The organism is Sphaerotilus microaerophilus (assembly GCF_023734135.1).
GTDB classification, from domain to species: Bacteria; Pseudomonadota; Gammaproteobacteria; order Burkholderiales; family Burkholderiaceae_C; genus Sphaerotilus; species Sphaerotilus microaerophilus.
Genome location: NZ_AP025730.1, coordinates 1,110,454 through 1,127,247, shown reverse-complemented (window position 1 = coordinate 1,127,247; position 16,794 = coordinate 1,110,454). Strand labels below are relative to the sequence as shown.

Annotated in this window: 13 protein-coding genes; all 13 read left to right on the top strand. The window is 62.1% G+C overall.

Annotated elements, in window-relative coordinates; all coding sequences use genetic code 11:
- The 13 genes from NGK70_RS04835 (at nucleotide 1) to NGK70_RS04775 (ending at nucleotide 16,733) form a co-directional block, all read left to right on the top strand.
- Entirely contained in the window at nucleotides 1-1,131 is a 1,131-nt protein-coding gene (locus NGK70_RS04835) for an ABC transporter permease (protein ID WP_251972222.1), read from the top strand.
- A gap of 49 nt (nucleotides 1,132-1,180) precedes the next feature.
- Entirely contained in the window at nucleotides 1,181-1,642 is a 462-nt protein-coding gene (locus NGK70_RS04830) for a phasin family protein (RefSeq protein ID WP_087747806.1), read from the top strand.
- Nucleotides 1,632-2,378 (top strand): acetoacetyl-CoA reductase, encoded by a 747-nt coding sequence (gene phbB, locus NGK70_RS04825; RefSeq protein ID WP_251972221.1) that lies wholly within the window; start codon nucleotides 1,632-1,634, stop codon nucleotides 2,376-2,378. The genes NGK70_RS04830 and phbB overlap by 11 nt, the downstream gene beginning before the upstream one ends.
- Before the next feature lie 85 nt (nucleotides 2,379-2,463).
- A complete protein-coding gene (locus NGK70_RS04820; RefSeq protein ID WP_428985573.1) occupies nucleotides 2,464-4,968 on the top strand; it encodes a DUF3141 domain-containing protein in 2,505 nt (834 codons plus the stop codon).
- Nucleotides 4,965-6,386, top strand: a complete 1,422-nt coding sequence (locus NGK70_RS04815) for a bifunctional enoyl-CoA hydratase/phosphate acetyltransferase (RefSeq protein ID WP_054667833.1) — start codon at nucleotides 4,965-4,967, stop codon at nucleotides 6,384-6,386. Before NGK70_RS04820 ends, NGK70_RS04815 begins: the two co-directional genes overlap by 4 nt.
- Before the next feature lie 61 nt (nucleotides 6,387-6,447).
- A complete protein-coding gene (locus NGK70_RS04810; protein WP_087747807.1) occupies nucleotides 6,448-7,200 on the top strand; it encodes an SDR family NAD(P)-dependent oxidoreductase in 753 nt (250 codons plus the stop codon).
- A 76-nt stretch (nucleotides 7,201-7,276) separates the two neighbouring features.
- Complete coding sequence (locus NGK70_RS04805; protein ID WP_087748439.1) at nucleotides 7,277-8,518, top strand: acetate/propionate family kinase; 1,242 nt, start codon at nucleotides 7,277-7,279, stop codon at nucleotides 8,516-8,518.
- Entirely contained in the window at nucleotides 8,515-9,717 is a 1,203-nt protein-coding gene (gltS, locus tag NGK70_RS04800) for a sodium/glutamate symporter (protein ID WP_068679683.1), read from the top strand. The genes NGK70_RS04805 and gltS overlap by 4 nt, the downstream gene beginning before the upstream one ends.
- Before the next feature lie 143 nt (nucleotides 9,718-9,860).
- Entirely contained in the window at nucleotides 9,861-11,612 is a 1,752-nt protein-coding gene (locus NGK70_RS04795; protein ID WP_083944494.1) for a PHA/PHB synthase family protein, read from the top strand.
- Nucleotides 11,613-11,699: 87 nt separating this feature from the next.
- Nucleotides 11,700-12,194 (top strand): universal stress protein, encoded by a 495-nt coding sequence (locus NGK70_RS04790; RefSeq protein WP_132978740.1) that lies wholly within the window; start codon nucleotides 11,700-11,702, stop codon nucleotides 12,192-12,194.
- Nucleotides 12,191-13,264 carry a lipid A deacylase LpxR family protein gene (locus NGK70_RS04785; RefSeq protein WP_132978739.1) on the top strand — a complete coding sequence of 358 codons (1,074 nt, stop codon included), beginning with the start codon at nucleotides 12,191-12,193 and terminating at the stop codon, nucleotides 13,262-13,264. The genes NGK70_RS04790 and NGK70_RS04785 overlap by 4 nt, the downstream gene beginning before the upstream one ends.
- A 203-nt stretch (nucleotides 13,265-13,467) precedes the next feature.
- Nucleotides 13,468-14,364 carry a ribose-phosphate pyrophosphokinase gene (locus NGK70_RS04780; protein ID WP_003050021.1) on the top strand — a complete coding sequence of 299 codons (897 nt, stop codon included), beginning with the start codon at nucleotides 13,468-13,470 and terminating at the stop codon, nucleotides 14,362-14,364.
- 38 nt (nucleotides 14,365-14,402) lie between these two features.
- Nucleotides 14,403-16,733, top strand: coding sequence for a phosphoketolase family protein (locus NGK70_RS04775; RefSeq protein WP_251972220.1), 2,331 nt, complete (start codon nucleotides 14,403-14,405; stop codon nucleotides 16,731-16,733).
- Nucleotides 16,734-16,794: the final 61 nt, after the last annotated feature.

The window sequence follows — 16,794 nt, the reverse complement described above, 5'->3', positions numbered from 1 at the left end:
ATGCGCAGAAGAAACCTGGCCAACATCTACGACCTTGGTGTCAAGGAGCTGTGGAGTCTTTGGCGCGATCCGATGATGCTTGTGCTCATCGTCTATGTGTTCACCGCGTCGGTCTACACCAAGGCCACGTCCATGCCGGAGACGCTGCACAACGCGCCCATCGCCATCGTCGACGAGGATAATTCGGCGCTGTCCCAGCGGGTTGCCTCGGCCTTCTACCCCCCGCAGTTCACGCCACCGGCCATGATCGACTATGGGGACGTGGACCCGGGCATGGACGCGGGGCTGTACACCTTCGCTCTGGTCATTCCGCCCAACTTCCAGCGCGACGTGCTGGCGGGGCGATCGCCTGCCGTGCAGCTCAATGTCGACGCCACCCGCATGAGCCAGGCCTTCACCGGCAGTGGCTATATCCAGCAGATCTTCACCGGCGAAGTCAATGAGTTCGTCAAGCGTTACCGCGGCACCGACGCGCCACCCGTGGATCTGGCATTGCGCGCACGCTTCAACCCGGCACTGGACAAGGCCTGGTTCGGCTCGGTGGTGCAGATCATCAACCACATCACGCTGTTGTCCATCATCCTGACCGGCGCAGCGCTGATCCGGGAGCGCGAGCACGGCACCATCGAGCACCTGCTGGTGATGCCGGTTACACCCGCGCAGATCATGCTCTCCAAGGTCTGGTCGATGGCCCTGGTCGTGCTGATCGCCTCCTTCCTGTCCCTCAACCTCATGGTGCGCGGCATCCTGGGCGTGCCCATCGAGGGCTCCATTGTGTTGTTCTTCGCCGGCGCGGCCCTCAGCCTGTTCGCCACCACCTCCATGGGCATATTCATCGCCACGCTGGCGCGCAACATGCCGCAGTTCGGCATGCTGATGATGCTTACCATCATGCCGCTGCAGATGCTGTCGGGTGGCACCACGCCGCGCGAAAGCATGCCCGAGATCGTGCAGAACATCATGCTGATCGCGCCCACCACGCATTTCGTGGAACTGAGTCAGGCCATCCTTTACCGGGGCGCGGGCCTGGAGACGGTATGGCAGCCCTTCCTGGCGCTGGCCCTGATCGGAACGGTGCTGTTTTTCCTGTCGTTAGCACGCTTTCGCAAAACCATCGGCCAGATGGCCTGATCGTTTTACCGCCCGAGTGGGCATTTCAACCCAAGCAAGGAGTTTGACCATGAGCAATGAAACCATCCCTCTCAATCTCTTCAAGGCGAACCTGGAACTGCAGCTGCGCATCCAACGCCTGATGCAGGAAAACGGCCAGCAATGGCTGGAGAACGCCACGCGCGCGGGCAGCGAAAACATTGCCGAGTCCGGCACTGAGATCGAAAGCCTGCTCAAGGCCCAGAACTGGCAGGAGTTGGCCACGCTGCCCGCGCAGGCCTTCTGGCGTCAGTTTCAGCACCAGATGGGTGGCGCGCAGGCACTAACGCAAGTCGCAATCAAGAATCAGACCACCTTCACCCAAGGCCTGCAGCAAGCCATTCAGGACTGGCAGAAATCGGTCACGCAGGCCGTAGGCCAGGCAGATGCGATATTGCCGTTCCAGGATATTTTCAAGCAATGGGGAGCGGTGTGGGCCAAGGCACAGGACAAGGACGCACCAGCCAAGACAGGTGGTCGCAATGCCGGCTGAGCAACGCACTGCACTGGTCACCGGCGGCAGCGGCGGCCTGGGCGAAGCCATCGCCCGGGCCTTGCACGATGCGGGCCATACCGTGCTCATCGTCCATTCGCCGGGCAATGCCAGCATTGGCGCGTGGCTGAAAACCCAAGCCGGCGAAGGTTACGACTTCGCCGCCTACGGCGCGGATGTGGCCGACCATGCCTCCTGCCAGGAGCTGGCCGGCCTCATTCAAGCAGACGGTCACCACATCGACATTCTGGTCAACAACGCGGGCATCACGCGTGATGCTACGTTCCGCAAGCTGAGCTACGCCGATTGGGATGCGGTCCTGCGGGTCAATCTCGACTCCGTTTTCAACGTCACCCGGCCATTCATCGACGGCATGCTCGACAGGGGCTGGGGCCGGATCATCAACATCTCCTCCATCAACGGCTCCAAGGGGCAGTTCGGCCAGACCAACTACTCCGCCGCAAAAGCCGGCATGCATGGCTTCACAAAAGCCCTCGCACAGGAAGTGGCGCGCAAAGGCGTGACGGTCAACACCGTCTCGCCGGGGTATCTGGATACGAAGATGGTGACGAGCATGTCGGAGGAAGTGGTCAAGCAAGTGACTGCCGGTATTCCCGTGGGTCGTCTGGGACGGCCTGAGGAAATCGCCGCACTGGTTGCATTCATCGCCAGTGAGTCTGCGGGGTTCATGACCGGCAGCAACGTGTCGATGAATGGTGGCCAGCACATGTACTGAGTGAGGAAGGGCCGGCAAGACGATGTGCCTGCGGCCCCTTTTCATTCAATTTTTCAGTTTCATCATAGACGGAGTGCCCATCGCCATGAATCAAGACACCACGACATCACCAACGGCCGCTTGGGGGCAGTTGCTGTGGGACCCGTTGCGACTATCGGCGATGGCAAACGAGTATGCAGTGGATGCCTGGCAGCGGTCCATTCTGTATGCCGACGTTCGCCGCCAACGCGGCAACCAGTACCAGGAGCATTTGCAGGAGCAGACGCCGAACGTACTCGACTTCGCCTCTGAGGTCATCATGTCCGGGCTGGACCTTCCGCAGCCGGTCAACTATGGCCTCGTACGTATCCTGCCGCCAGCCGACACGCCGAGCGATCCCCACAAGCGACCGTTCGTGGTGGTCGATCCACGCGCGGGCCACGGCCCAGGCATCGGCGGCTTCAAACCCGATAGCGAGGTCGGCGCGGCCCTCAAGGCTGGCCATCCCTGCTACTTCGTAGGCTTTCTGCCCGATCCCGTTCCCGGCCAGACCGTCGAAGACGTCATGCGCGCCGAAGCGGCCTTCGTGCGCAAGGTCGGCGAGCTGCACCCCGACAGCCGCGGCAAGCCTGCGGTCATCGGCAATTGCCAGGCGGGCTGGCAGATCCTGATGGCAGCTGCCGTCTGGCCCGAACTGTTCGGACCGATCATCGTCGCCGGCGCGCCGCTGTCGTACTGGGCGGGCGACATGCCGATGCGCTATGCAGGCGGCCTGACCGGCGGTAGTTGGTTGACGGCATTGACCGGCGATCTGGGCGCCGGTCGGTTCGACGGCGCCTGGCTGGTACAGAACTTCGAGAACCTGGACCCGGCCAATACGCTGTGGAGCAAACAGTACAACCTGTACGCCAAGGTCGACACGGAAGGCCCGCGCCACTTGCAATTCGAGAAGTACTGGGGCGGCCACGTGTTCCTGAACGATGTGGAAATACAGTACATCGTCGATAACCTGTTCATCGGCAACAAACTGAGTACGGCGCAGCTGGTGACGTCTGATGGCGTGCGCATCGACCTGCGCAATATTCGCTCGCCGATCCTGGTGTTCTGCTCCTATGGGGACAACATCACGCCACCGCCCCAGGCCCTGGGCTGGATCACCGACCTGTACCGCAACGACCTGGACGTGCTGGGACATGACCAGACCATCGTCTACGCTACCCATGACAGCATCGGACATCTGGGAATCTTCGTCTCCGGCAGCGTCGGGCGTAAAGAGCACCAGGAGTTCGCTGCGAACATCGACATCATCGACGTGCTGCCGGCAGGCATTCACCACATGCAAATCGATGAGCATCCCGACCCAGTGCAGGAAGGAGACCCAACCAGTGACGTCTTCCTGACGCGGATTCGCCGCAGCAGCATCGATGAAGTCCGTGAGATCGTCCGTCCCGACCCTGAGAACGATCGCCGGTTCGCCGCCGTTGCGCGGATCTCCGAGGTCAACCTGGCTTGCTACCGCAGCTTCGTGCAGCCATGGATGCGTGCCCTGGTCACGGACCAGGGTGCGAAGTGGCTGGAGCAGCTGCATCCGCTGCGCATGGGCTATGAATTGTGGTCTGACAGGCATCCGCTCGCCGCCGCAGTACATGAGGCTGCGCAACACGTGCGCGACCATCGTCAGCCCGTCTCCGAGGCCAACCCTTTCCTGCAACTGCAGGCGCAGTTTTCCACCGCCGTCGAACAGATGCTGGATCAATTCCGTGATTGCCGCGACCAGATCTACGCACAGGCGTTTGACACGCTGTACAGCCTGCCGCTGGTGCAGGCCATGACTGGACAGAGCCTGCACGACGATGCACCGCCGCGACCCCGTCCCAGCGAGACGCCCGAGCATCGCCAGTATCTGGCGCAAGAGTTGACACGGCTCGAAGCGGATATTCACAGCGGCGGGCTCGCCGAAGCCTCCATACGGGCGCTGTTCTTTGTGCTGGCCGCGCGTGGCGAGGCCGACGGGCGGCACTTCCGGCACGCAAAAGAACTCGCGCGCCCCCATTTGGCAAACGACTTCGACATGCAGGTCTTTCGCCACCTCGTTCGTCGGCAGGCTTTGCTCATGAGGCTCGACGAGGACGCCACGGTGTCCGCCATCCCCGGATTGCTCAACGGCATAGCGCCTGATGACATCCGCCAGGTGGCGGGAATGATCGTGCAAGTGATTGGCAGCGGCGGTGTGCTGTCCGCACAAGAACAAACCAGGCTGGAACAGGTTTCTACCTTGTTCGAGCAGGCCGAGCGCCAAGCGCAGGCGGCTTCGGCGCCCGCCGTGATAAGTCCCGCCACTGATACCTCCGCTACGGTCGTGGACGCGAAGTCGACAACCGCCATGCCACGCTCTGCCAGTGGCACATCCGCTGCGGTCGAGGATGCGAATGCGGCGCCAGCCATGCCGAGCTCCGCCAGTGACACCTCCGCTCCGGCCATAAACACGACCTCCAAGACATCCTCTCCAAAGCCTAAGGCGCCTCAGAAGAAAACTGCTACGCAGAAAACTGTGTCCAAGACGCCAGCCGCCCCGCGGACAAGTCAAACACGGCGAGGGAAAGGCAAATGACGACGTCCTCCGCACCGGTCGATGGCGCCGCCGACGCATTGCAGGTTCTGCGCAACCGCACCTTCGACGAGATCGCCATCGGCGACAGCGCCAGCCTCGAACGCGCGTTTTCGCCGCAAGACATCCACATGTTCGCGCTGCAATCGGGCGATGTGGATCCGGAATCTTCGGTGTCTTCGCCCTCGCGGGGCACCACGGAGGCCATTTGTGCAAACGCCCTGATCTCGGCTGTGCTGGGAACACGCCTGCCGGGGCCTGGAACCCAATATGTCAGCCAGAACCTGCGCTTGCTCGGAGCCGTTCGGCCCGGCGACAGGCTGACCGTGCAGATGCAGGTGAGCAGCAAAGACACGGCCACCCATCACGTCACGCTGGACTGCACCTGCACCAGCCAGGAGGGGGTGGCGATTTTCCAAGGCCAGGTAGAGGTCGTAGCGCCCACTGAGCGCATTGAAAGAACGCGCACGGCGTTGCCGGAAATCCATCCGGATGCGCAGGGCCGCACAGGCCTGCAGCACCTGCTGGCGCATGTCGCGCACTTGCAACCGATTCGGGTAGCCGTCGCCCATCCGTGCGATGTCCCCAGCCTGTCCGCTGCGCTCGAAGCGCGCCACGCGGGGTTGATCGAGCCGGTGCTGGTCGGGCCACGAGGGCGGCTCGAAGCAGTCGCCACCGAGGCCGGGCTGGATCTGGCCGACGTCGCCATTGTGGACGTCCCGCACAGCCACGCCGCTGCGCAGCAAGCCGTCGCCTTGGCAGCCGCAGGTGAAGTCGAAGCCCTGATGAAAGGGAGCCTGCACACCGACGAACTGATGTCCGCGCTGGTTTCGGCAGCAGCGGGGTTGCGCACCAAGCGCCGGGTCAGCCATTGCTTCCTGTTGCAGACACCGGCCTATCCGCGCCCGTTCATCGTCACCGATGCGGCGATCAATATCGCCCCGAATCTGGAACAGAAGGCAGACATCATCCGCAACGCCATCGAGCTGGCACAGGTGATCGGCGTGCGCGAACCCAAGGTCGCGATCCTGGCCGCGGTCGAGACGGTCAGCCCGACGATGGCGGCCACGCTGGACGCTGCGGCGCTGTGCAAGATGGCCGATCGCGGCCAGATCACTGGCGGCCTGCTCGACGGGCCGCTGGCCTTCGACAACGCCGTCTCCATCGCCGCTGCGCGTATCAAGGGGATCGTTTCCGAGGTCGCCGGGCAAGCTGACATCCTCGTCGTGCCTGACCTGGAGAGCGGCAACATGCTTGCCAAGCAGTTGATCTTCATGGGCGGCGCAGCCAGCGCCGGGATCGTTCTTGGAGCCAAGGTGCCAGTCATTCTGACCAGCCGCGCCGACTCGCGTGATACACGCATCGCCTCATGCGCGATCGCACTGATGCTGGCCCACCACTATCGGCTGTCACCCCCTTGAGCCGACTTATCGGCAACTTATTAACCCCCTCTTTTTAATCCACCCCTTTGGAGGAAACACCATGCAGTACTCATTCTCTGGCCGCGTAGCCCTGGTCACCGGTGCAGGGTCTGGCATTGGCGAGGCCATTGCCCGGCTGCTTGCAAGCAACGGCCTGAATGTCGTCGTCTCCGATGTCAGCGCCGACAATGCGCAGCGCGTCACCAGCCTCATCAACGCCGAGGGCGGCCACGCCGTGGCCAACGTGGCCGACGTGGCATGCATCGATGAGGTCCAGGCTGCCGTGGCCTGCGCGGTCGATACGTTCGGCGACCTTCATTTTGCCGTCAACAACGCCGGTATCGGTGGCGACCAGAGCCCGGCGGGAGAACTGGACCCTGCCGCCTGGCGCCGGGTGATCGATGTCAACCTGAACGGCGTGTTCTATGGCCTGCGCCATCAGATTCCCGCCATCCTGCGCTCGGGAGGCGGCGCCATCGTCAACGTCTCCTCCATCCTGGGGGTGGTGGGCGACGCAGCGAACCCTGCGTACGTCGCAGCCAAACATGGCGTGACCGGGCTGACCCGCTCGGCAGGACTGGCCTATGCGTCCAAGGGAATCCGGATCAATTCGATTCATCCCGGTTACGTGCGTACGCCCATCCTGGATTTCCTGGATGAATCGGCCCTCCAGAAGGCCGTTGACCTGCATCCGATCGGCCGTCTGGGGACCCCGGACGAAATCGCCCATGCCGTGGCGTTTTTGCTATCGGAAGGAAGCAGCTTCTTTGCGGGCACCCAGCTCATCGCGGACGGCGGCTACACGGCACGCTGAATCTGACGACGATGAGAGTGCAGGCATACCCGCACACCGTGGCGACGTCACCGGGGCCGGGCAAAAAGAGGACGACATGATGGATGCGACCACGGCCCGCTCCGGACGCCCCGGGCACGGACTGATCCTTGTACTGAACTGCGGTTCATCCAGCATCAAGTTTGCGGTGTTCGATCCCTCGGCCACGCCACTGCCTCGCCAGGCATTGTGGAATGGCAAGGTGCAGGGGATCGGCGGTGCCGATCCGGATTTCGGAGAGACCGGAGTTGCGCCGTTCTCGATCGAACTGGACACGGCACATCCGTATCGCGCCGCACTGCGCCTCATCCGCGATCGTGTCAGCCGGCGGCTCGACGGCCGCCACGTAGGTACGGTCGCCCACCGTATCGTCCACGGCGGCAGCAAATACTCCATGCCCGTGCGCCTGGACGCAAATGTCCTGGCCGACCTCAAGGGCTACATTCCTCTGGCCCCGCTGCACCAGCCATTCGCGCTCGAAGCCGTGGAGATCCTGCTGCGGGAGCAGCCAGATCTGCCACAGATGGCTTGCTTCGACACGGCCTTCCACCACACTTTGCCCCAGGTCGAGAAGATCCTGCCGTTGCCCTATGCCGCATGGGAGCGCGGTCTGCGTCGGTACGGGTTTCACGGCCTGTCGTATGAGTACATGGCAGTGGCCTTGCCCGAACGCCATGGCGACGCCGCGTGCGGGCGCACCGTCGTTGCCCACTTGGGCAGTGGCGCCAGTCTGTGCGCCATGCAAGGACTCAAAAGCGTGGCCACCACCATGGGCTTCTCCGCGCTTGACGGCCTGATGATGGGCACCCGCACCGGCGCGCTCGATCCGGGTGCGGTGCTCTACCTGATGGAAGTCGAGAAGCTCTCACTGGAGCAAGTGGGGCGCGTCCTCTATCACGAGTCCGGCCTGCTCGGCGTTTCGGGAATCTCGGCCGAGCCGCGCGTCATTGTCGGGCACGAGAACGATGCAGGCGAAACGGGGGAGCGAGCGCGCTTGGCACTGGCCCTTTACGTGCGACGCATCGTGCGCGAGATCGGGGCCCTGGTCGCCGTGCTGGGCGGTCTGGACATGTTGGTGTTCACGGCGGGTGTCGGTGAACACAATGCGTTCATTCGCGAGCGCATCTGTGCGGCGCTGGGCTTTCTGGGCATTGCCCTGGATACCGACGCCAACGCCCGCCACGCGGCGAAGATTTCCAGCGACCACAGCCAGGTCATCGTGGCGGTCGAGCCCACCAACGAAGAGTGGATAGCCGCCAGCCACGCACTGTCCTGCCTGGACAGGGAGAAGGCGCGATGACGATCGATGCCTTCCATGGATTCACGCTCGCCATCGTGCTGTTGTTCGTGGGCAAGGGCCTGGTTGCGCGTTGGGGCATCTTGCGTCGATACAGCATCCCGGAATCCCTGGTGGGCGGCCTGGCCTGCGCCCTGGTTGTCTTCGCCCTGTACTACGGTGCGGGGATCGTCGTCAGTTTCGATCTCGAAGCGCGTGACGCGCTGCTGCTGTACTTCTTTGCGGCCATTGGCCTGGGTACCGACGCCCGCACGCTGCGCCATGGTGGGCGGCCCTTGCTGATCCTGTCGGGGTTGGCCATCGGGTTCATGGTGCTGCAGAACCTGGCCGGGATGGAGATGGCACGCGCCTTCGGCCTGGATCCGCGCGCCGGGCTGATGGTGGGATCGATTTCCCTGACCGGAGGCGTGGGCACCACCTTGGCCTGGTCCGATCACTTCGTTCAAAACCTCGGCATTGCGCAAGCGCAGGAACTGGGATTGGCAGCGAACATGATCGGCCTGATCGCGGCCTGCACCATCGGCGGCCCGATCGCAAGCCTGCTCATGCGCAGGCATCGGCTTCAAGCCGGAGACAGCGCCCTGGAAATTGGCACGCTGCACAGCAATGAGCAGCATGCCCGCCTGGACTACTACGGCGTGCTGCTGGCATTGCTCTGGCTCAACTTGGCCTTGATGCTGGGATACGGAATCAATGCCTTGGTAGCGCGTACCCCCGTCACGCTGCCCGCCTTTGTGGGCTGCCTGCTGGCCGGGATTCTCCTGCGCATGGTGGCCGACTGGATGAGGCCGAGTGGGGGCGGACGTCTATGGAACTGGCCGAGCATGCAGCCAGGCATTGCCCTGGTCTCCGATATCTCACTGGGCCTGTTTCTGACCATGGCGCTGATGGGACTCAGGCTCTGGGAGCTGCAGCCCGTGCTTGCCTTCATCACGGCGGCGATGCTGGTGCAGATTGCCCTGGTCATCGCATTCGTTTTGCTGATTGTTTTTCGGGCAATGGGCAAGGATTACCAAGCCGCCGTGGTGTGCGCGGGTTTCGGCGGTATTGCGCTGGGATCTACCGCCACTGCCATCGCCAACATGACGGCGGTGACTCGGGAGCATGGTGCGGCACGCGAGGCGTTCATTGTGGTGCCCCTGGTATGTGGGTTCGTCATCGATATTGCGAACGCACTGGTAATCAGCCTGATGGCCGGTTAGGCGAAGCGAAACAGCGGAGCGAGCTGGCAGATGGATACATCGCTGACGCGCTGGCGAGGCGTCGTCGCCCAGGAAATCGCAATCGACTCCCGTTTTCAAGCAAGGGGCTCTTTCTACTTGTGCAGAAATAGAGGTAATACGCTTTGACGAATAAAAAGAACGGCAATATCGACTCAGCCATCAATCCGAAGTTGGATGGGGATGCCCATGTCGCTTGGGCACAGGCTTGGTCGTCTATTTCGCCGGAGACATCGTTGCTCGCGTGGGTGGACTGGGCGAGCCATTTAGCAAACAGTCCTGGCAAGCAAGCCGAGCTTTTGGCGTTTGCAGCCTCCCTGTCCGAGCAATGGATGGCCGTATTGAAGAAGAATCGGGCCAACCCGAACCGGGGAGCCACCGCTCCTGACCGGTCACCTGTCAATGACCGCCGCTTCAACGATCCTGCATGGGATCAATGGCCCTACGACCTTTTCCGCAGTTCATTCGTCAATCAGACCAAATGGTGGGAGCAGGCCACGCAGGGGGTGTGGGGAGTGGATCCGAAACACCAACGCCTGCTGGCGTTTGGCGCCAAACAGTGGCTGGAAATGCTTTCGCCCGCCAACGCTGCGGTTTTCAACCCCGTTGTCCTGAAAAGAACCATCGCAGAGCAAGGCGCCAATCTAGCGCGGGGGACGTCCAACTTTCTCGACGACTTGCGTCGGCAACTATCCGGCCAGCCTCCCGCGGGAACGGAGAACTTCGTCGTTGGGCGCGACGTAGCGGTCACGGAAGGAAAAGTCGTTCTGAGAAATCGACTGATCGAACTGATTCAGTACACGCCCACTACCGAGAAAGTCCATCCCGAACCGATCATGATCATTCCTGCCTGGATCATGAAGTACTACGTACTGGATCTGTCACCGCATAACTCGCTGATACGGTATCTGGTTGCGCAAGGGCATACGGTTTTTTGCATCTCCTGGAGAAATCCGGATGCTGAGGATCGAGATTTGGGCATGGATGAGTACCTGGAGTTCGGCCTGCATGCAGCGCTGGACGCTGTGACTTCCGTTGTCCCCGGGCATGGAGTCCACGCGGCTGGTTATTGCCTGGGCGGAACGCTACTGGCCATTGGTGCTTCAGCCATGGCGCGTGATGGCGATACGCGGCTGGTGTCGGTAAGCCTGCTTGCCGCACAGACGGACTTCAGCGAACCGGGCGAGCTGAGTCTTTTCATCAACGAGAGTCAAGTGGCGCTGTTGGAAGCCAGCATGGCTCAAACCGGTTATTTGACCTCCGACCAGATGAGCGGAGCTTTTCAGCTACTGCGCTCCTACGATCTCATATGGTCTCGCATGATTGACGAATACCTATTGGGCGATCGCCGGCCAATGACCGACCTGATGGCTTGGAATGCCGATGGGACTCGCCTGCCCGCGAAGATGCATTCGCAGTATCTCCGACGCCTTTACCTGAATAACGATCTCAGCGCGGGGCGTTATCCCGTCACGGGTCGCCCCGTTTCAGTGGGAGACATCGCTGTGCCGGTGTTTTGCGTCGGCACTGCCTCGGATCATATTGCGCCTTGGCGCTCGGTTTACAAGCTGCATCTCCTGTCTTCGGCCGAGCTGACTTTCGTGCTGACCACTGGAGGACACAACGGCGGCATCGTGAGCGAGCCCGGCCGAGGTAAGCGCCAATATCAAATCCATACCCGCGCGGCCGGTGATGGATACATGGCGCCGGATGAGTGGCAAGCGACGATGCAGACGCATCCGGATTCCTGGTGGCCCGCATGGTCGGCGTGGCTGCGAGAGCGTTCCGGTGATGTTGTTGCGCCTCCGCTCATAGGTGCTGAATCCAGTGGATACCCCACTGTTTGCGACGCCCCAGGGGAATATGTACGCAACTGAATAAGCGCATACCGCGTCCGCTATTGCGACACGGTATACGCAATATCTGTTCGTCACCCCGTTTTACTCTGATAACTGGAGACATTCATGTACTCAAGAATCCTGGTTCCGCTCGACGGAAGTCCTACTGCCGATTTAGCGCTCCACCACGCTGCGGTGCTGGCACGCCTGAATGGCGCAACCATCGTCTTGCTGCACGTCATCGAGGAGATGAAGCACAGCAACGGCTTCGAGAGGCCGAGGATCTATATTGAAGAAGTGAGGCCGGGCTTCCTGGCGGCCGGGCAGAAGCTGCTGGACGAGGCGGCGCTGCGGCTGAGGCAGGGAGGCCTGGTGGTTGAGACCGTCCTTCTGGAAAGTAACGGCGAGCGCGTCTCGGTGCTCATCGCTCAGCAGGCACTGACTACTCAATGCGAGTTGGTGGTGTTGGGTACCCACGGACGCCGGGGCGTGGACAGGCTGCTGATGGGAAGCGATGCAGAGCAGCTCGCTCGCATCGCACCAGTTCCGGTGATGCTGGTGCGCCAGCCCCAATCGGTCATTGCGACTGCAACCCCTGGGCAGGGTGGCACGCCAGCGTGACGAAGGTTCAGTCCACCGACCAAACTGAATGGAGGCTGAAAGTCGCAGCCCCCTTGCTGCTGCTATTGCTGAGCGCCTCCGCACAGGCCCAGTCCTGCCACCAGGACAACCCGCTGCGCTCAACGGGAACGCTCAATCTGCGGATCGACAACGACATGTTCGGCGGCATTGGACAAGACCAAGGGTACTCCAACGGGTTTCTCGTCAGCTGGGTCTCCCCCAACCTTGTGGACTATCGCGATGACCCTTGCCTACCCCGTCTCGTCCGTGGGCTGAATCGTTTTCTCACGGTGCTGCAACCCGAGGGTTTTGACGAACAGAACATGACCATCGGCTTCGGGCAGATGATGTACACCCCGAACGACAAAACGCGCAGCGATCTCATCAAGGATGATCGTCCTTTCGCGGGCGCCTTGATGTTGAGCCTTGGCTATAACGCGAGGCGGGGCGATACGCTGCGCACTTCGCAACTCCGCGTGGGGGTGGTGGGGCCCTCCTCCCAGGCCAGGCAAGTCCAGAACTGGTGGCATGACACCGTCGGAGTGGACAGATTCAATGGCTGGAGACATCAACTGCGCGACGAACCCGTGCTGCAGTTGCTCCACGAACGCCGAACACGAGTCATCAGGCAAGAAAACGTCAGCGGTTGGGGTTGGGATCTGACCCGCCACTGGGGCGGCAGCTTGGGCAATTTCGCCACCTACGCGAATGTCGGCGGAGAACTGCGCTATGGCCTACGCCTGCCGGACGACTTAGGCACCGCACCGCTGCGCCCGGCTGGAGAAAACACCTCGCCCGTGCGTAAGACCGCTGGCAGCAACTGGAACGGGCACCTGTTCGTGGCACTCGACGGTCGCTGGGTTTTGCACGACATCACGTTGGACGGCAATACGTTCAAGTCCAGTCATAGTGTTGATAAACGGCCATTCGTGGCTGATGTGGGCTATGGCATCGCGATGACTCAGGGCAACTGGCGCATCGCGATAGCCCGCTACCACCGCACCCGCGAATTTCGTGGACAAAAGGAAATCCCGGTCTACGGAACGATCACCGTAGGACGGCGATTCTGATGCAGATCGATTCCTTGAACGCCATGCAAGCCACTCTGTTGCTGTTCATGACAAGAGCCTGGTTGCTTGTGGAGCTACCACGTCGACGCAGTACTGCCAATGCCGTCGTCATTAGCCAGTTGGCAAGGTGAACACAGCGAGCTGAACGATAAGGCACCCGCGCTCGATAAGAGACCAAGGACAACAAATAAGGAGATAAATGGATGCAACGACTCACCTTGGCCCTACCCGGCAATGAAGATCTGGCCCGCGGCATCGCGCAGGCATGCGGCAGCGAAGCCGGCCGCATCGAAACGCGCCGATTCCCCGATGGCGAGAGCTATGTCCGGTTGCATGGCGAACCTGCCGATCGGATCGTGGATGTGATTTGCACGCTGGCCCATCCTGATCCGCAGTTCCTGCTTCTGGCTTTTGCCGCTGACGCGGCGCGCGAACTTGGCGCGCAAGAGGTGAACCTGATCGCACCGTATCTGGCCTACATGCGCCAGGACAAGCGATTCCATGACGGAGAAAGCGTGACGTCGCGGTCCTTCGCACGTCTGGTCTCATCGACCTTCGACAAGCTGCTCACGGTGGATCCGCATCTGCACCGCTATCCGACACTATCAGCGGTCTACACGATCCCCACCATCACCTTGCATGCCGCACCACTGCTGGCCGACTGGATCGCGAATCATGTCGAAGAACCTTTGATCGTGGGCCCCGACGAGGAAAGCGAGCAGTGGGCCGGCGCCATCGCGTCCCGCATCGGCGTACCGCACGCTGTGCTTCGCAAGACACGCCATGGCGATCGCAGCGTGGACATCGATGTTCCCGACCTGTCGATCTGGCGCGGCAGAACGCCGGTGCTTGTGGACGACATCGCATCATCAGGCCGCACGCTCGCCGTCGCGGCGCGCAAGCTCGCCGAGCAAGGAATGCGCAAGCCGGAGTGCGTAGTGGTGCATGCCCTGTTCGCCGAGGATGCCTGGGCCCAATTGACACCGTTGTTTGCCCGAATTACGTCCACCGACGCAGTACCGCATCCGAGCAACCGGATTGGTCTCGCTTCGCTGATTGCCGACGCTCTCTCTAGCGGGAAAACCGATCCGCGAGGCTGATCTTTTTATCGATCCAACTATTTTCAAGGAGACCTGAAATGTCCTCTCAAGCTAACCTCGCAACCGATTGGCGTGCTGGTTACGGGCCCATCGCGCACAGGTCTGAAACCATCGAACGTATGCAGGCCCTAGTGCAACGTCTGGTCGCGCAAAGGCGTATAGCAGACGAAGCCTCGGCCCATGCGCTGCTGGCTGCAGCCGACCGGGTGGCCTGCACGGCCATGAGCGTAGTGGCGCATATGACCTATGCCCGGCGCATCGACCGAAGCGGCTGCCCACTGGGCTCCGATGATTTCAAACAAACGCCCGAAGGCCACACCGGCGGCTCGCTCAACATGGTGCCAGCCTTCGTGGGTTATCTGTTGGCCAACGCGCTGACCGGGACGACACGCGGCTGGCTCATGGGGCAGGGGCACTGCGTGGCCGCGATCGAGGCGGTGAACGCACTGACCGGCGATGTATCCGCCGCCCAGCGTGGACGCTACGACCGCAGCGAGGCGGGCCTGTCGCGTTTGATCGGGGACTTCTACTCCTATGCCATCGATAAGCAGGGTCGGCCCGCGGTACCGCTGGGTAGCCATGCCGGGCCGAACACGGCCGGCGCGATCTCCGAAGGCGGCTATCTGGGGTTCGCCGGGCTGCAGTATGTGCACACGCCGTTGCCGGGAGAAAGCCTGGTGGCATTCCTCAGTGATGGCGCTTTCGAGGAACAACGTGGCTCGGACTGGGCGCCGCGCTGGTGGCGCGCCGAGGACTGCGGCTTCGCCATCCCGGTCATGATTCTCAACGGACGGCGCATCGAGCAGCGCACCCAGATCGTGCAGGAAGGTGGCGCTACCTGGCTGGCCGAGGACCTGCGCCACAACGGCTTCGATCCGGTCATCGTTGATGGACGTGATCCGATGGCGATCGCATGGGCCATTGTTGAAGCCGAAGACACGCTGAGCGCCTTCGCCGCACGCTCGGATCGGCGCTATCCGGTCAAGCTGCCCTACGTGATCGCCGAGACGGAGAAAGGTTTTGGCTTCCCGGGCGCGGCGACCAATGCCGCCCACAACCTGCCGCTGAACGGCAATCCGCGCGAGGATGCGCAGGCACGCGAGGCCTTCAACGCAGGGGCTGCGGCGCTGTTCGTGCCCGAGAGCGAACTGGAAAACGCGCTCACCGTCCTTGCGAATCACGGCCAGAGCCAGCGCTCGCGCGAAAGCGAGCACCCCATGGCCCTACGCCATCCAGCGAGCCCTCATCTGCCGATGCCGGCCTGGGCGCCAACTGAGGTATCGGGCAGCGCCATGTCTTCACTGGATCGTTGGTTCGTGAAACTGGCGCAGGCAAATCCACAGTTGCGCGTCCGGATCGGCAATCCCGATGAACTGGCCAGCAACAAGATGGGAGCCACACTGGCACTGCTCAAGCACCGCGTCAACGTGCCCGAACCCGGCGTCCCGGAATCGACGCATGGCTCGGTGATCACCGCACTCAATGAAGAAGCCGTTGCGGCCGCCGCCCTCGCCAACAAAGGGGGGCTGAACCTGATCGTCAGCTACGAGGCCTTCGCGGTCAAGATGCTTGGATTGATTCGCCAGGAGATCATCTTCGCGCGCCGACAGAAGGAACTGGGCCAGCCGCCAGGCTGGATCTCCATCCCGCTGGTCGTCACATCCCACACCTGGGAGAACAGCAAGAACGAGCAGTCACACCAGGACCCGACCATTGGCGAAGCATTGCTAGGGGAAATGTCGGACACCGCACGCGTGTTGTTCCCGGTGGATGAAAACACGGCGTGCGCCGCGTTGCGAGCGGTCTACGCCAGCCGCGGCCAAGTGGCTTGTGTGGTGGTCTCCAAGCGCGACACGCCGAATCACTTCAGTGCCGCCGCGGCTCAATCGCTGATCGAGCATGGAGCAGCCCATGTAGCCGGCGATCCGTCCACCGCACAACTGCAATTCGTAGCGATTGGCGCCTACCAGTTGGAGGAAGCGCTCAAAGCCCATGCCCGCCTGGAGCACCATGGGCTTGCGTCGTGCATCACCGTGGTGGTCGAGCCCGGCCGTCTACGCATTCCGCGAGACGAACTTGAGGCCGCCTTCGTGCTCGGTGACGAATCCCTGCAAGCGCTCTTCCCGCCTCACCTGCCGCGCGTGTTGATAAGCCATACCCGCCCTGAGCCGATGCTGGGCGTGCTTCGCCGCATTGACAGCGGCCCTTCGAAGACGCGGGCTTTGGGCTACATCAACCACGGCGGCACCCTCGATGTGGCTGGAATGCTGATCGCCAATCGATGCACCTGGGTGGATGCCATCTATGCCGCTGCGCAAGTGACCGGCTGGAACAGTTCGCAGGCTGCTGCTGCCGCGACCGACGCGTGAATTTCAAGTGGTTCTGACACGGTCCGCAGTGACCGCGCCAGCTCCTGATTTCACAACCCAC

What these genes read in the sequence shown, in the direction of transcription:
- NGK70_RS04810 (WP_087747807.1), top strand. Translation starts at nt 6,448, where the DNA reads ATGCAGTACTCATTCTCTGGCCGCGTAGCCCTGGTCACCGGTGCAGGG.
- gltS (WP_068679683.1), top strand. Translation starts at nt 8,515, where the DNA reads ATGACGATCGATGCCTTCCATGGATTCACGCTCGCCATCGTGCTGTTG.
- NGK70_RS04830 (WP_087747806.1), top strand. Translation starts at nt 1,181, where the DNA reads ATGAGCAATGAAACCATCCCTCTCAATCTCTTCAAGGCGAACCTGGAA.
- NGK70_RS04805 (WP_087748439.1), top strand. Translation starts at nt 7,277, where the DNA reads ATGATGGATGCGACCACGGCCCGCTCCGGACGCCCCGGGCACGGACTG.
- NGK70_RS04835 (WP_251972222.1), top strand. Translation starts at nt 1, where the DNA reads ATGCGCAGAAGAAACCTGGCCAACATCTACGACCTTGGTGTCAAGGAG.
- NGK70_RS04780 (WP_003050021.1), top strand. Translation starts at nt 13,468, where the DNA reads ATGCAACGACTCACCTTGGCCCTACCCGGCAATGAAGATCTGGCCCGC.
- phbB (WP_251972221.1), top strand. Translation starts at nt 1,632, where the DNA reads ATGCCGGCTGAGCAACGCACTGCACTGGTCACCGGCGGCAGCGGCGGC.
- NGK70_RS04775 (WP_251972220.1), top strand. Translation starts at nt 14,403, where the DNA reads ATGTCCTCTCAAGCTAACCTCGCAACCGATTGGCGTGCTGGTTACGGG.
- NGK70_RS04790 (WP_132978740.1), top strand. Translation starts at nt 11,700, where the DNA reads ATGTACTCAAGAATCCTGGTTCCGCTCGACGGAAGTCCTACTGCCGAT.
- NGK70_RS04815 (WP_054667833.1), top strand. Translation starts at nt 4,965, where the DNA reads ATGACGACGTCCTCCGCACCGGTCGATGGCGCCGCCGACGCATTGCAG.
- NGK70_RS04820 (WP_428985573.1), top strand. Translation starts at nt 2,464, where the DNA reads ATGAATCAAGACACCACGACATCACCAACGGCCGCTTGGGGGCAGTTG.